Origin of the sequence: Streptomyces poriticola, assembly GCF_036689765.1 — a bacterium.
In the GTDB taxonomy this organism is placed as follows: domain Bacteria; phylum Actinomycetota; class Actinomycetes; order Streptomycetales; family Streptomycetaceae; genus Streptomyces; species Streptomyces poriticola.
Window position 1 is genome coordinate 86,308 of sequence record NZ_JBAGKH010000013.1, and the last position, 15,200, is coordinate 101,507.

General features: G+C 69.1%; 10 protein-coding genes. All 10 read left to right on the forward strand.

Features of this window, described 5'->3' with window-relative positions:
- The first annotated feature begins 136 nt into the window (after window positions 1-136).
- The 10 genes from V5O46_RS18590 (at window position 137) to V5O46_RS18635 (ending at window position 15,195) form a co-directional block, all read left to right on the forward strand.
- Window positions 137-2,365: an ABC transporter family substrate-binding protein gene (locus V5O46_RS18590; RefSeq protein ID WP_332885733.1), complete on the forward strand. Its 2,229-nt coding sequence runs from the start codon at window positions 137-139 to the stop codon at window positions 2,363-2,365.
- A gap of 546 nt (window positions 2,366-2,911) precedes the next feature.
- Window positions 2,912-4,828, forward strand: coding sequence for a translational GTPase TypA (gene typA / locus V5O46_RS18595; protein WP_332885734.1), 1,917 nt, complete (start codon window positions 2,912-2,914; stop codon window positions 4,826-4,828).
- A 409-nt stretch (window positions 4,829-5,237) separates the two neighbouring features.
- Window positions 5,238-6,284 carry an ABC transporter permease gene (locus tag V5O46_RS18600; RefSeq protein WP_332885735.1) on the forward strand — a complete coding sequence of 349 codons (1,047 nt, stop codon included), beginning with the start codon at window positions 5,238-5,240 and terminating at the stop codon, window positions 6,282-6,284.
- Window positions 6,285-6,383: 99 nt separating this feature from the next.
- Window positions 6,384-8,177 carry an ABC transporter substrate-binding protein gene (locus V5O46_RS18605; RefSeq protein ID WP_332885736.1) on the forward strand — a complete coding sequence of 598 codons (1,794 nt, stop codon included), beginning with the start codon at window positions 6,384-6,386 and terminating at the stop codon, window positions 8,175-8,177.
- 99 nt (window positions 8,178-8,276) lie between these two features.
- Entirely contained in the window at window positions 8,277-9,254 is a 978-nt protein-coding gene (locus tag V5O46_RS18610) for an ABC transporter permease (protein ID WP_332885737.1), read from the forward strand.
- 15 nt (window positions 9,255-9,269) lie between these two features.
- The gene (locus V5O46_RS18615) at window positions 9,270-10,331 is read left to right on the forward strand and encodes an ABC transporter ATP-binding protein (RefSeq protein WP_332885738.1); all 1,062 of its coding nucleotides are present in this window, start codon (window positions 9,270-9,272) and stop codon (window positions 10,329-10,331) included.
- Between the two features lie 14 nt (window positions 10,332-10,345).
- On the forward strand, window positions 10,346-11,461 hold the full coding sequence (locus V5O46_RS18620) for an ABC transporter ATP-binding protein (protein ID WP_332885739.1): 1,116 nt from the start codon (window positions 10,346-10,348) through the stop codon (window positions 11,459-11,461).
- Window positions 11,462-11,631: 170 nt separating this feature from the next.
- The gene (locus V5O46_RS18625) at window positions 11,632-13,260 is read left to right on the forward strand and encodes a peptide ABC transporter substrate-binding protein (RefSeq protein WP_332885740.1); all 1,629 of its coding nucleotides are present in this window, start codon (window positions 11,632-11,634) and stop codon (window positions 13,258-13,260) included.
- Window positions 13,261-13,271: 11 nt separating this feature from the next.
- A complete protein-coding gene (locus tag V5O46_RS18630; protein ID WP_332885741.1) occupies window positions 13,272-14,195 on the forward strand; it encodes an ABC transporter permease in 924 nt (307 codons plus the stop codon).
- Window positions 14,188-15,195: an ABC transporter permease gene (locus V5O46_RS18635; protein WP_332885742.1), complete on the forward strand. Its 1,008-nt coding sequence runs from the start codon at window positions 14,188-14,190 to the stop codon at window positions 15,193-15,195. Before V5O46_RS18630 ends, V5O46_RS18635 begins: the two co-directional genes overlap by 8 nt.
- The last annotated feature ends 5 nt before the right edge of the window (window positions 15,196-15,200 follow it).

Below are 15,200 nucleotides of genomic sequence, written 5' to 3' on the forward strand. Positions count from 1 at the left end.
AGGAGTCGTCGCCGTGTCGCCCGGTGTTGCCGAACCCTTTCCTCTTCAGTGGCCGCATACATCTGGATACAAATGATCAACTCCAAATACCGCCAAAAGTGATCATAACGCCCCGCGGCCTTCGGAGGTAGCAGAGATGTCCCACGTCGGCGTCGGACCCCGGGCGGTCAAGCGCTCGGTCGCCTTCCTCACCGCGGGGGTGCTCGCGGTTCCCGTGCTCGCCGGGTGCAGCTCCGAGGATCCGGCCGGTGCGCCGCTGGCCGGACCGGACATCGCCGCGGTCGCCCGCGCCCGGGTGGCCGACGGCGGCACCCTGCGCTGGGCCGTGGACTCCCTGCCGGACACCCTGAACACCTTCCAGGCCGATGCCGACGCGACCACGACCCGCGTCGCGCAGGCGGTGCTGCCGTCGATGTACCGGATGGACGCGTCCGGCCGCCCGGTGCGCAACGCCGACTACCTGGAGTCGGCGGAAGTGGTGGAGACCGAGCCCAAGCAGGTCGTCCTGTACAAGCTCAACCAGCAGGCCGTCTGGAGCGACGGGCGGGAGATCGGTGCCGCCGACTTCGCCGCGCAGTGGCGCGCCCTCTCGGGGCGGGACACCGCTTACTGGACCGCCCGCAACGCCGGCTACGACCGCATCGAGAAGATCGAACGCGGTGCGAACAACCTCGAGGTCAAGGTCACCTTCAGCCGGCCCTACGCCGACTGGACGTCGTTGTTCACCCCGCTGTACCCCAAGGAGGTCATGGGCACGCCGGACGCGTTCAACGACGGCGCGCGGCGCAAGCTGAAGACGACCGCCGGTCCGTTCGGCGTCGGGAAGGTCGACCGGGACGCCGAGGAGGTCGTCCTCACCCGCAATCCGCGCTGGTGGGGGGAGCCGGCCAAGCTGACGAAGATCGTGCTGAAGGCCGTGCCGAGTGATGAGCGGGTCGAGGCACTGGTCGAGGGCACGGTCGATCTGGCCGAGATCGGCCCCGGTGCGGCGCGGAAGGTCCGGGCGTCCTCGGCGCCGCGTGGCGCCAAGCGGTCCCGTACGCCTCTGAGCAGCACCCCCTACATGGGTCCAGGCGGCAGCGCGGCTGCGGAGGCGCTGCGGTCCTGGGCGGTGGCGAACGGTTCCGACGCGGATGCCGCACACGAGGAGAGCCTCGCCCGTGAGGAGCGGCGTGCGGCCGTCGCGCGGGCGGACGCCCGCAGGGAGGAGCTGCGGCGGTTCGAGGTCCGTAGCTCCCTGGAGCCCGCGTACACCCAGCTCGCCCTGAACGGGGCGGACGGGCCGCTCGCCGACGAGCGGGTGCGGCGGGCGGTGGCCAGGGCCATCGACCGGGAGAAGCTGGCCGAGGCCGTCCTCGGGCCGCTGGGGCTGCCCACCGAGCCGGTCGGCAGCCATCTCGCGCTCTCCGGGCAGGCCGCGTACGCCGACGGCAGCGGGGCGCTCGGCGGCCCCGACGTACAGGAGGCGCGGGCGCTGCTCGCGGATGCCGGGTGGGTGCCCGGGGGGCCGGTCAAGGAGCAGAAGAAGAGTGAGGGCGAGGGCGAGGATGCGGCCGGGGCGGAAGGGGAAAGGGACGCGGAAGGGGAGACGGAAGGGGAAGGGGGAGGGGAGGAGGCGACGGCCGGGGACGAGTCGCCCGGGGGCGACGACGGTACGTACATCGTCGGCCAGGACGACAAGCCCGGAGACGGGAAGCCCGAGGGCGAGGGCGAGGACAAGGCGCAGGGGAGTGCTCCCGGGGCGTACGCCCCGAAGGGCACGGCCGCTCCCGGCGGCGGGCCGCAGGCCGCTCCGCTGGCCAAGGACGGGCAGGCGCTCACCCTCCGCTTCGTGGTGCCGTCGGGACCCGGGTCGGAGTCGCTGCGGACCGTGGCCGAGCGGATCTCCCGGATGCTGAAGCGGGTCGGTATCAGCACGGACCTCACGAAGGTGGCGGACGCGAGCTACTTCAAGGACCACGTGGCGTCCGGCCAGTACGATCTCGCGCTGTACTCCTGGCCCGCCTCGGCCTACCCGGCGACCGACGCCCGTCCCATCTACCGCAAGCCCGTCCCGGCCGCGGACGGTTCGCTGAACGTGGGGCAGAACTACACGCGGGTCGGGACCGACCAGGTCGACCAGCTCTTCGAGCAGGCGCTCGGCACGCTGGACGAGGGCAAGGCGCGCGATCTGCTCCGGAAGGCCGACTCCCGGATCTGGGCGGCGGCGGGGTCGCTGCCGCTGTACCAGCGCCCCCAGCTCTCGGCGGCCCGCAAGAACCTCGCCAACGCGGGCGCGTTCGGGTTCGAGACGCCGGTGTACGAGGACATGGGCTTCCTGAAGAAGGGCACGGCGGGCTCGAGGCCCAGCCCCGCCGACGACTGACGCCGGGTGCGGGTGCCTCCCGCGGTTCGGTGGGGGGCCGGGTGTGGGTGGTGTCTGCGGTGCGGGTGGTGCGCGGTGCGGGTGGGGTGCCCGGCGTGCCGCCGGGACGGCGCCCCCCCTCGGCCAACCGCGGGCAGCCGTGCCTCCCCCAGTGACTCAACGGCCTGGTAGGTACCCCCAGGGGCGGCACGGGTGGGCGCGGGCGGCACCCCGGTAACGCCGGGCTGCGCACCCCACCCCCGCGGTCACCGCAGCGCCGGGCGACCTGTCCACCCCCGGAGGGCACCGCAGCGCCGGGCGGACTGCCCGCGGCGGTCACCCCCGGGGGCGTGGACCCCGGCCCGGGAGACGGCGAGGCCGGAGCCCGCGGGCGTATCCGCACCGCGTGGACCGGTGACGATCGAGCCCGTACCCTCCCGCGCGGGCCCGAGCCGCGGCGGCCCCGTACCATGGGGTGAGGCCGTGGCACGTTCCGCCCGGCAGGGCCCGCGTAACACCGACGTACGCAGCAGGGCCGTCCTCACCACTCCGGGAGTACGCCGCACTATGGCTGTGACCTCAACGCGTCACGACATCCGCAACGTCGCCATCGTCGCCCACGTCGACCACGGCAAGACGACCATCGTCGACGGCATGCTGAAGCAGGCCGGCGCCTTTGCCGCCCACCAGCTCGACTCCGTCGACGACCGGGTCATGGACTCGAACGACCTGGAGCGTGAGAAGGGCATCACGATCCTCGCCAAGAACACGGCGGTGAAGTACCACCCCAAGGACGGCGGGGACCCGATCACCATCAACATCATCGACACCCCCGGCCACGCCGACTTCGGCGGTGAGGTCGAGCGGGGTCTGTCGATGGTGGACGGGGTCGTGCTGCTCGTCGACGCCTCCGAGGGGCCGCTGCCGCAGACCCGGTTCGTGCTGCGCAAGGCGCTCCAGGCGCGGCTGCCGATCATCCTGTGCATCAACAAGACCGACCGCCCGGACGCCCGGATCGACGAGGTCGTCAACGAGGCCTACGACCTGTTCCTGGACCTGGACGCGGACGAGGACCAGATCGAGTTCCCGATCGTCTACGCCTGCGGCCGGGACGGCGTCGCCTCGCTGACCAAGCCGGAGGACGGCACCGTGCCGGGCGACTCCAGCAGCCTGGAGCCGTTCTTCTCCACGATCCTGGAGCACATCCCCGCGCCGACGTACGACGCGGACGCGCCGCTGCAGGCCCACGTCACCAACCTGGACGCGGACAACTTCCTCGGCCGTATCGCGCTGCTCCGGGTGCACCAGGGCGAGCTGAAGAAGGGCCAGACGGTCGCCTGGATGAAGCGCGACGGGTCCGTCGCCAACGTCCGGATCTCCGAGCTGATGATGACCGAGGCGCTCACCCGCAAGCCGGCCGAGAAGGCCGGGCCGGGTGACATCTGCGCGGTCGCCGGTATCCCGGACATCATGATCGGTGAGACGCTCGCCGACGCCGAGAACCCGGTTCCGCTGCCGCTGATCACCGTGGACGAGCCGGCGATCTCGATGACCATCGGGACCAACACCTCGCCGCTGGTGGGGCGGGGCGGCAGCGGCAAGGGCGCCGAGGCCAAGGCGGCCGTCAAGGACCGCAAGGTCACCGCCCGCCAGGTCAAGGACCGGCTGGACCGCGAGCTGATCGGCAACGTCTCGCTGCGGGTGCTGGACACCGACCGGCCGGACGCCTGGGAGGTGCAGGGGCGTGGTGAGCTGGCCCTGGCGATCCTGGTGGAGACCATGCGCAGGGAGGGCTACGAGCTGACCGTCGGCAAGCCCCAGGTCGTCACCAAGGAGGTGGACGGCAAGGTCTACGAGCCCGTCGAGCGCATGACCATCGACGTGCCCGAGGAGCACATGGGTGCCGTCACCCAGCTCATGGGCGTGCGCAAGGGACGGATGGACAACATGTCCAACCACGGCTCCGGATGGGTGCGGATGGAGTTCGTGGTGCCCTCTCGCGGCCTCATCGGGTTCCGGACCGAGTTCCTGACCCAGACGCGGGGCACCGGTATCGCCCACTCCATCCACGAGGGCCACGAGCCCTGGTTCGGGACGCTGACGACCCGCAACAACGGCTCGCTGGTCGCCGACCGTGCCGGCTCCGTCACCGCCTTCGCGATGACGAACCTCCAGGAGCGCGGCGTACTGTTCACCGAGCCCGGCACCGAGGTGTACGAGGGCATGATCGTCGGTGAGAACTCGCGGTCCGACGACATGGACGTGAACATCACCAAGGAGAAGAAGCTCACCAACATGCGCTCCTCCACGGCCGACGTCACCGAGTCGATCGTGCCGCCGCGCAAGCTGTCCCTGGAGCAGTCCCTGGAGTTCTGCCGGGACGACGAGTGCGTCGAGGTGACCCCGGAGGCGGTTCGCATCCGCAAGGTGAACCTGGACGCCCGTGAGCGGGCGCGTGCGGCCAGCCGCGCCAAGCACGGCTGACGCGGGGCCGGTGGCGTTACGTAGTCGATCACATACCGAGAAGGGCCCGGTTCCTCCGCCCGGCAGGGCGGGGGGCCGGGCTCTCGGCGTGTCGTCGGCCCGCTCGGAGGGGGGCGTTCAGGTACGACACGGTCACTGTTCGTATATCGGTGATCTGGTGATCAAGTTTCGGACATGTAAACAAAAAAACTTCCTTCGATGTCCGATTGGCGAAGTGTAAGCGCTAGCTGTCAAGCGCGCTCAGGTGTCGATAGTTGCAATTTTTGCTCAAAATATCGACGGTAGGGAGATCCCTGTGTCTTCCACCCTTGACGCGCGTTGAGTCGCTTGGCGAAAGTTCCCCCAAACCACAGAACCTGCCGGTATCTGTGCTGCGCTCAACTCTCCATCCCCCGGGGGAAGAACACTCATGACAAGTCCGACGAAGGCCGAGGGCTCCGGGTCCGTGGCCGCATTGGACCCTGAACTCGACGCGACCTCCGAGGTCGCCGAGGGCCCCAAGAAGCTCGAGGGGCGCTCTCCCGGGCAGTTGATGTGGCAGCGCTTCAAGCGTGACCGTACAGGGATGATCTGCGCCGGCGTAGTGATTTTCTTCTTCGTCATCGCGCTGCTGGCGCCCGTGCTCACGGCGATCAGCGGGACGAACCCGTACACCCTGTACGGACAGGACCCCACCTTTGCGGACAAGCCCGTACTCGACGAATTCGGTCTTCCGCTGGGCTACTTCGGCGGCGTCTCGGCCGACCACTGGTTCGGCGTCGAGCCCCAGTACGGCCGTGACCTGTTCGCCATGATGATGTACGGCATGCGGACGTCGCTGTACATGGCGGTCGCGGTGTCCACGCTGCTGACGGTCACCGGCGTGATCATCGGCGTCGTCGGCGGCTACTTCGGCGGCCGTACCGACTACTGGCTCGGCCGGGTCACGGACTTCTTCCTGTCCTTCCCGTCGCAGCTGTTCTTCATCGCCTTCATGCCCGTCGTGACCGCCTTCTTCGTGGACCCCAGGGAGGAGACGCCCACCTACTTCCGGGCGCTGGCCATCCTGATCGTCCTGTGGGTCCTCGGCTGGATGGGCATGGCCCGCCTCGTCCGCTCCGTCGTGCTGGCGCTGCGGGAGCGCGAGTTCATCGAGGCCGCCAAGGTCTCGGGGGCCTCGCCGGCCCGGATCATCCGCAAGGAGATCCTGCCGAACATCGTCACCCCGGTGCTGGTCCAGTACACGTACCAGCTGCCCAGCACCATCCTGACCATCGCCTTCCTGTCCTTCGCGGGTGTCGGCTTCGTGGAGCCCACCCCCGACTGGGGCCGACTGTTCGCCGCCGGCGCGCAGTACACCCAGCAGGACCCGGCCTTCATCTTCTTCCCGGGCGTGGCGCTGGTGATCTTCATCCTGTGCTTCAACCTCCTCGGAGACTCGGTACGGGATGCCTTCGACCCCAAGTCCGGGCGCTAACCGTCCATTGGTGGGGGGTGGCTGCCGCCCCCGCGTCGGCCTACCAGCCGCGTCAGGCAGTAATCACGGATATCAACGACAGGTAGGTGCATACGCCTCATGAAGTCGCTCAACTCGCGCAGAGCGCGCGCCATTCTGGTCGCGATCGCGGCCGGCTCACTCGCGCTCACCGGCTGCTCGGAGAACACCGGCGGCAGCTCGGGCAAGGACTCCAAGGAAGACCAGAAGAAGGCCAAGGAGCAGTCCCAGGGCGTTGCCTACCTGGACGCCGCGGCGTCCAGCGGTCCGGCCGAGGAGGTCCCGGGTGCCAAGTCCGGCGGCACCGTCACGGTCTACCAGGAGTCGGCCCTGACCCACATGGACCCGGGTCAGATCTACGTCTCCGACGCCGGTCAGTTCTCCAACCTGGTCTTCCGCGGCCTGACCAACTTCCAGGAGGACGGCAAGGGCAACGTCGCGGTCGTCGGTGACCTCGCGACCGACTCGGGCAAGGCGTCCAACGACAACAAGACCTGGACCTTCACGCTCAAGGACGACCTGAAGGACCAGAACGGCAACCCGATCAACTCGGCCGACGTCCGCCACACCATCGAGCGTCTGTACGCCGAGTTCATCTTCGACGGCCCGACCTTCCTGCAGTCCTGGCTGAGCGGTGCCGACTACCGCAAGGCCCTGCCGGACGGCGGCTTCGGCGACAAGCACCTGCCGGACAGCGTCCTGGAGACCCCGGACGACAAGACGATCGTCTTCCACTTCGACAAGCCGCGTCCGGACCTGCCGATGGCACTGGCCATGCCGGGCTACTCCATCGTGCCGGAGGAGACCGACACCAAGGAGAAGTACGACCAGGCCCCCGTCGCCACCGGTCCGTACAAGATCGCCGAGTTCAAGGCCGGCAAGTCCCTCAAGCTCGTCAAGAACGAGAACTGGGACCCGAAGACCGACGCCGTGCGCCACCAGTACGTGGACGGCTGGAACTTCCAGTTCGGTGTCACCGAGTCGACCCAGACCAAGCGTCTGATCGCCGACCAGGGCGACTCCAAGAACGCCATCCAGTTCACCGGCACCGTCGACGCCACCCAGATCCAGGACGTCATCGGCGACCCGGAGGTCAAGAAGCGCACGATCCAGGGCTACGCGCCCTACGTCATGCAGCTGTCCTTCAACATGGACCGCGTCAAGAACAAGACGGTCCGGGACGCCATCACCTACGCGGTGAACTCCAAGTCGCTGATCGCCGGTGAGGGCGGTGCCTACGGCGGCGACGTCGCCCCGAACCTGTTCGCCCCGACCCTGCCGGGCTACGACGCGACCTACGACCCGTACGGCCGTCTGAAGACGCCGCAGGGCAACATCGAGAAGGCCAAGGAGCTGCTGGCCGACGTCCCGGCGGCCGAGAAGAAGCTCGTCTTCGCCTACGCCAACTCCGAGGCCGGCCAGAAGCGCAAGGTCGCCATCGAGGACGCGCTGGGCAAGGTCGGCATCGACGTGGTCTCGAAGGAGGTCGACTCCGCGAGCTACTACGAGCAGATCGGCAAGGTCAACAACCCGTACGACATGTACATCACCGGCTGGGGCCAGGACTGGCCGTCCCCGGCCACGGTCGTCACCCCGGTCTACGACGGTGAGCTGATCGGCGACGGGCAGTCGAACTACTCGCACATCAACGACGCCAAGGTCCAGGAGCTGATCAACAAGGCGATCACCCAGCAGCCCGAGGAGGCCGCCAAGACCTGGGATGAGGCGCACAAGCGCATCCTCGAAGAGGTCAACCCGGCCGCTCCGCTGTGGTACGTCAAGCAGTTCCAGCTCTACGGTTCGAACATCGGCGGTGCCCGCTACAGCACCGAGTCCAGCTACATGGACATCACCCGAGTGTTCCTGAAGTCGTAACTCTCTACGGCTGATCGCGGGAGCGCGCACCAGGCGGAGCGCGCTCCCGCGGATCCGTGAAACCGTCCACCGTCTCCGCAGAGAGCAGCCCCCACCGCCATGCTTCAGTTCATCATCCGGCGCTCAGTCGGTGCCGCAGCCACCCTGATCCTCATCGGTGCCGCCACCTTCTTCCTCTTCGTCGCCGCGCCGTCCGACTACGCCTCCCTGGCCTGTGGCAAGGACTGCTCGCCCACGAGACTGGAGGACATCCGGCACGCCCTGGGCCTCGACCAGCCGCTCGCGCAGCAGTTCTGGGAATTCATGTCCGGCATCGTCGCCGGCCGTGACTTCCCGCAGGGCGACTGCCCCGCCCCGTGCCTGGGACGGTCCTTCTACTTCAACGAGAACGTCTGGGACCTCATCGTCGACCGGCTCCCGCTGACCCTGTCCCTCACCGTCGGCGGCATCGTCTGCTTCCTCACCGTCGGCATCGGCGCCGGCATGCTGGCCGCCTACCGGCGCGGCACCCTGGTGGACAAGGTCGCCACCGGCACGTCCATGGTCCTCAGCTCCTTCCAGATCTACTTCCTCGGTCCGATCGCGCTGCTGGTCTTCGTGTACAGCACGGGCTGGATGGACGACCCCAAGTACGTACCCTTCACCCAGGACCCGGTGGGCTGGCTGGTCGGGCTCTCCATCCCGATCCTGGTGATGTCGACGATCTTCACCGCGCAGTACACCCGTATGTCGCGCTCCTCGATGATCGAGCAGCTGCAGGAGGAGCATGTGCGCACCGCCCGGGCCAAGGGCATGTCGCGCAAGTACGTCTTCTTCCGCTACGCCTGGCGCGGCTCGCTGATCCCGATCGTCACCGTCCTGGGCATCGACATCAGCGCCCTGCTCGGCGGCGGTGTGGTCACCGAGCTGACCTTCTCCCTGCAGGGCATCGGCCGTCTCGCCGTGGACGCGGCGACCAACAAGGACCTCCCGCTGACCATGGGCGTCATGCTGGTCGGAGCCTTCTTCATCCTGCTCATGAACATGCTCGTCGACATCGCGTACGCCTGGATCGACCCGCGCGTCCGGCTCTCCTAGGAAGAACCCACCACCGTGACCACACAGACCACCACCGAGAACGCCCCGGCCCCGACCGGGTCCGAGAGCTTTCTCTCGGTCCGTGACCTGAGGGTGCGGTTCTCCACCGAGGACGGCATCGTCAAGGCCGTCGACGGCCTCTCCTTCGACGTCGAACGCGGCAAGACCCTGGGCATCGTCGGCGAGTCGGGCTCCGGCAAGTCCGTCACCAACCTGACGGTCCTGGGCCTGCACAACCCGCGGACCACCACCATCGACGGCGAGATCGTCCTCGACGGCAAGGAACTGCTCACCGCCTCCGAGAAGGAGCTGGAGAAGCTCCGCGGAAACAAGATGGCGATGATCTTCCAGGACCCGCTGACCGCCCTCTCGCCGTACTACACGGTGGGCCGCCAGCTCTCCGAGCCGTACATGAAGCACACCGGCGCCTCCAAGAAGGAGGCCAAGGACCGGGCCGTGCAGATGCTGGAGAAGGTCGGCATCCCGCAGCCCAGGACGCGCTTCGACGACTACCCGCACCAGTTCTCCGGCGGTATGCGCCAGCGCGCGATGATCGCCATGGCGCTGATGTGCGACCCGGACCTGCTGATCGCCGACGAGCCGACCACCGCGCTCGACGTGACCGTGCAGGCCCAGATCCTCGACCTGCTCAAGGACCTCCAGCAGGAGTTCGGCTCCGCGATCATCTTCATCACCCACGACCTGGGCGTCATCGCCAACATGGCCGACGACCTGCTGGTGATGTACGCGGGCCGGGCCGTCGAGCGGGGCACCACCAAGGAGGTGCTGGGCACCCCGCAGCACCCCTACACCTGGGGCCTGCTCGGCTCGATGCCGCGCCTGGACGGCGACGTCGACGAGGAGCTGACACCGATCCCGGGCACCCCGCCCTCCCTGCTCAACCCGCCCACCGGCTGCCCCTTCAACCCGCGGTGCGCCCACCGCGGCAAGGTCGCCGGCACCCTGTGCACGGACACCCGGCCGCCGCTCGCCGAGGGCCGCGCCGCCGCCTGCCATCTGACGGCCGAGCAGAAGCAGACCATCTTCATCGACGAGATCCAGCCCCGGCTGCGCTAGGGAGAACCGAGATCATGAGCGAGAACCTCACCCTCCCCGCACAGCAGAGCTCCACCGGTGCCGGCACGGAACCGCTCCTGGAGGTCAAGGGGCTGACCAAACACTTCCCGATCTACGGCGGATTCCCGTTCAAACGCAAGGTCGGTGCCGTGCAGGCCGTCGACGGGGTGGACCTGACCGTCCTGCCCGGCGAGAGCCTGGGCGTGGTCGGCGAGTCGGGCTGCGGCAAGTCCACCACCGGGCGGCTGATCACCCGGCTGCTGGAGCCGACCGCCGGGTCGATCACCTACGCGGGCCGGGACATCACGCACGCCAGCCGCAAGCAGCTGGCCCCCGTGCGGTCCGAGATCCAGATGATCTTCCAGGACCCGTACTCCTCGCTGAACCCGCGGCAGACCGTCGGCAGCATCATCAAGTCGCCGATGGAGGTCAACGGGATCAATCCGGAGGGCGGCCGGGAGAAGCGGGTCCGCGAGCTGCTGGAGACCGTCGGTCTCAACCCGGAGCACTACAACCGCTTCCCGCACGAGTTCTCCGGTGGTCAGCGCCAGCGCATCGGCGTCGCCCGCGCACTGGCCCTGAACCCGAAGCTGATCGTGGCCGACGAGCCGGTCTCCGCGCTCGACGTGTCGATCCAGGCGCAGGTCGTCAACCTGCTGCAGAAGGTGCAGGAGGAGCTCGGCGTCGCGTTCGTCTTCATCGCGCACGACCTGGCGATCGTCCGGCACTTCTCGCAGCGGGTCGCGGTGATGTACCTCGGCAAGGTCGTCGAGGTCGGCGACCGGGAGGCGATCTACAACCGCCCCCGGCACCCGTACACCCACGCCCTGCTGTCGGCCGTGCCCGAGGTCTCCGTCGACGACGACGGCGAGGGCCGCGAGCGCATCCGGCTCACCGGGGACGTGCCCTCGCCGATCATGCCGCCGTCCGGCTGCCGCTTCCGCACCCGGTGCTGGAAGGCGCAGGACAAGTGCGCGACCGAGGAGCCGCCGCTGGTGCAGATCTCCGGAAACGGCGACGGCCATCTGACGGCGTGCCACTTCCCGGAGGACCCCACCACCCACGCCCGTCGTGACGTCGTGATGGACCCGGCCCTGACCTCGCTGGAGAAGGGCTCGGACGCCCGCTGACGTCCGCGGATCCCGACGGCAGGGGCCCGCTCCCGATCCGGGAGCGGGCCCCTGCCGTGCGCTGCGCCATCCGGATGCCGTGGCGCCCCGGACGGTCGCCGCCGGCGTGCGCGGCGGGTGAGCCGCCTCCATGTTGGCCTCTACGGACAGCGCACCCGAGGAGGCACTCCATGCGCGGAGCCAGGCCCGGCAAGTGGGCCGCATGTGCGGTGGCCGTCGTCCTCGCGGCGACCGGCTGCTCAGGAGGCGGCAGCGGCGGCGGAGACAGCGGTGCGGTGCTCAGCTCCTCCTGGGGGGACCCGCAGAACCCGCTGGAGCCGGCGAACACCACCGAGGTGCAGGGCGGCAAGGTCCTGGACATGATCTTCCGGGGGCTGAAGAGGTACGACCCGGAGACCGGCGAGGCCCGGGACATGCTCGCCGAGAGCATCGAGACGGACGACTCGCAGACCTTCACCATCACCGTCGAGGACGGCTGGACCTTCAGCAACGGCGAGCAGGTCACCGCCCGGTCCTTCGTCGACGCCTGGAACTACGGCGCCGGTCTGGAGAACAACCAGCGCGGGGCCTACTTCTTCAGCTACATCGAGGGCTACGACGCGGTCCATCCCGAGGACGGCGGCGAGCAGACCGCCCGGACCCTCTCCGGACTCGAGGTCACCGGCGAGCGGACCTTCACCGTGCGGCTCAGCCAGAAGTTCTCCATGTTCCCCGAGACCCTCGGCTACGCCGCCTACGCCCCGCTGCCCCGCGCGTTCTTCGACGACCACGACGCCTGGCTGGCCAAGCCGGTCGGCAACGGCCCGTACCGGGTCGACTCCTACCGGCGCGGCTCCCAGATGTCGCTGCGCACCTGGGAGGACTACCCGGGCGACGACGCGGCCCGGAACGGCGGCGTCGACCTGAAGGTCTACACCGACAACAACACCGCCTACACCGACCTGCTGGCCGGCAACCTCGACCTCGTCGACGACGTCCCGGCCGCCCAGCTGAGGAACGTCGAGAGCGACCTCGGCGACCGGTACATCACCGCACCGGCCGGCATCATCCAGACCCTCGCCTTCCCGTTCTACGACGAGGAATGGAACAGGAGCGGCTCCGAGAAGGTCCGCCGGGGCCTGTCCATGGCGATCAACCGCGAGCAGATCACCGACACCATCTTCCGGCAGACCCGCACCCCGGCCACCGACTGGACCTCCCCGGTGCTCGGCGAGGCCGGCGGCTACAAGCGGGGCCTGTGCGGGACGGCGTGCGAGTACGACCCCGAGGAGGCCCGGCGGCTGATCGACGAGGGCGGCGGGCTGCCCGGCGGACAGATCAAGATCACGTACAACGCGGACACCGGCTCCCACAAGCAGTGGGTCGACGCCGTCTGCCACTCCATCAACAACGCCCTGGAGAACGACCGCGCCTGCGTCGGCAACCCCTTCGGCACCTTCGCCGACTTCCGCAGCTCGATCAGCGACAGGAAGATGCCCGGCCCGTTCCGCGCCGGCTGGCAGATGGACTATCCGCTCATCCAGAACTTCCTCCAGCCGCTCTACTACACCAACGGCTCCTCCAACGACGGCAAGTGGTCCAACCGCAAGTTCGACGACCTGGTCGACCGGGCCAACGCCGAGACCGACGCCAGCAAGGCGACGGAGGCGTTCCAGCAGGCCGAGGAGGTGCTGCTGGCCCATATGGCCGCCATCCCGCTGTGGTACCAGAACGGCAGCGCCGGCTACTCGGAGCGGCTGTCCGACGTCCGCCTCAACCCGTTCAGCGTCCCCGTCTACAACGAGATCAAGGTCAGCTGAGGGGGCGACCCATGGGACGGTACGTCGTCCGGCGGCTGCTCCAGATGATCCCGGTGTTCCTCGGGGCCACGCTGCTGATCTTCCTGATGGTCAACGTGATGGGAGACCCCGTCGCGGGCCTGTGCGGGGACCGGGAGTGCGACCCGTCGACCGCCGCCCGGCTCAGGAAGGAGTTCGGCCTCGACCGGCCGGTGTGGCAGCAGTACCTGACCTACATGGGCAACGTCCTCGCCGGCGACTTCGGCACCGCCTTCAACGGCCGGCCGGTCACCGAGCTGATGGCCGACTCGTTCCCGGTCACCGCCCGGCTGACCGTCGTGGCGATCCTCTTCGAGCTCGTCGTGGGCATCACCCTGGGCGTGATCACCGGGCTGCGCCGCGGCCGGCCCGTCGACACCTCGGTGCTGGTGCTCACCCTCGTCGTCATCTCCGTCCCCACCTTCGTCACCGGCCTGCTGCTCCAACTGCTGCTCGGCGTCAAGTGGGGCTGGATCAAACCGTCCGTCTCCGCCGAGGCCGGCTTCGGCGAACTGATCGTCCCCGGCCTGGTCCTCGCCTCCGTCTCGCTCGCCTACGTCACCCGGCTCACCCGCACCTCCCTCGCGGAGAACCGGAGCTCCGACTACGTCCGTACGGCGATCGCCAAGGGCCTGCCGCGCCGCCGGGTGGTCACCCGGCACCTGCTGCGCAACTCCCTCATCCCGGTCGTCACCTTCATCGGCACCGACATCGGCGCGCTGATGGGCGGCGCCATCGTCACCGAGCGGATCTTCAACATCCACGGCGTCGGCTACCAGCTCTACCAGGGGATCATCCGGCAGAACACCCAGACGGTCGTCGGCTTCGTGACCGTCCTCGTGCTGGTCTTCCTGGTGGCCGGCCTCCTCGTCGACCTCCTGTACGCCGTACTCGACCCGAGGATCCGCTATGTCTGACGAGCACCCCTACGAGCTGCGGAGCGCCATCGCCGGCGCCGGCACCGTGGGACACCCGGATCTCGCCGCGAGCGGGGCGGAGACCCTGGAGCAGCCGCCCGCACCCGCCGGTGGCGCCCCCGGGGAGCCGGACCCGTCGGCCGCGCCCGGCGGACGGGCCCGCAGCCTGTGGTCCGACGCCTGGCACGACCTGCGCCGCAACCCGGTCTTCCTCGTCTCCGGGCTGCTGATCCTGTTCCTGGTCGTCATCTCCCTCTGGCCGTCCGCGATCGCCTCCGGCAACCCGCTCCACTGCGACCTGTCCAAGGCCCAGGAGGGCTCCCGGCCCGGCCATCCCTTCGGCTTCAACGGCCAGGGCTGCGACGTCTACACCCGCACCGTCTACGGCGCCCGCACCTCCGTCGCGGTCGGCGTCCTCGCCACGCTCGGGGTCGCCGTCCTCGGCAGCGTCCTCGGCGGGCTCGCCGGGTTCTTCGGCGGTGTCTGGGACTCGTTCCTGTCCCGGATCACCGACATCTTCTTCGCCGTCCCCGTCGTCCTCGGCGGGCTGGTGCTGCTCTCCGTCATCACCAGCAACGCCCTCTGGCCGGTGATCGGGTTCATCGTGCTGCTCGGCTGGCCGCAGATCTCCCGTATCGCCCGCGGCTCCGTCATCACCGCCAAGCAGAACGACTACGTCCAGGCCGCCCGCGCCCTGGGCGCCTCCCCCTCCCGGCTGCTGCTGCGGCACATCGCGCCCAACGCCGTCGCACCGGTCATCGTGGTGGCCACCATCGCGCTCGGCACCTACATCGCCCTGGAGGCCACCCTGTCCTTCCTCGGCGTCGGACTGAAACCGCCCAGCGTCTCCTGGGGCATCGACATCTCCTCGGCCGCCCCCTATGTCCGCAACGCCCCGCACGCGCTGCTGTGGCCCTCCGGCGCCCTCGCACTGACCGTGCTGGCGTTCATCATGCTCGGCGACGCGGTGCGCGACGCCCTCGACCCGAAGCTGAGGTGAGCCGC

Bases quoted from the DNA above. Each gene is read 5' to 3' on its own strand.
- V5O46_RS18590 (WP_332885733.1), top strand. From the start codon at position 137: ATGTCCCACGTCGGCGTCGGACCCCGGGCGGTCAAGCGCTCGGTCGCC.
- typA (WP_332885734.1), top strand. From the start codon at position 2,912: ATGGCTGTGACCTCAACGCGTCACGACATCCGCAACGTCGCCATCGTC.
- V5O46_RS18600 (WP_332885735.1), top strand. From the start codon at position 5,238: ATGACAAGTCCGACGAAGGCCGAGGGCTCCGGGTCCGTGGCCGCATTG.
- V5O46_RS18605 (WP_332885736.1), top strand. From the start codon at position 6,384: ATGAAGTCGCTCAACTCGCGCAGAGCGCGCGCCATTCTGGTCGCGATC.
- V5O46_RS18610 (WP_332885737.1), top strand. From the start codon at position 8,277: ATGCTTCAGTTCATCATCCGGCGCTCAGTCGGTGCCGCAGCCACCCTG.
- V5O46_RS18620 (WP_332885739.1), top strand. From the start codon at position 10,346: ATGAGCGAGAACCTCACCCTCCCCGCACAGCAGAGCTCCACCGGTGCC.
- V5O46_RS18625 (WP_332885740.1), top strand. From the start codon at position 11,632: ATGCGCGGAGCCAGGCCCGGCAAGTGGGCCGCATGTGCGGTGGCCGTC.
- V5O46_RS18630 (WP_332885741.1), top strand. From the start codon at position 13,272: ATGGGACGGTACGTCGTCCGGCGGCTGCTCCAGATGATCCCGGTGTTC.
- V5O46_RS18635 (WP_332885742.1), top strand. From the start codon at position 14,188: ATGTCTGACGAGCACCCCTACGAGCTGCGGAGCGCCATCGCCGGCGCC.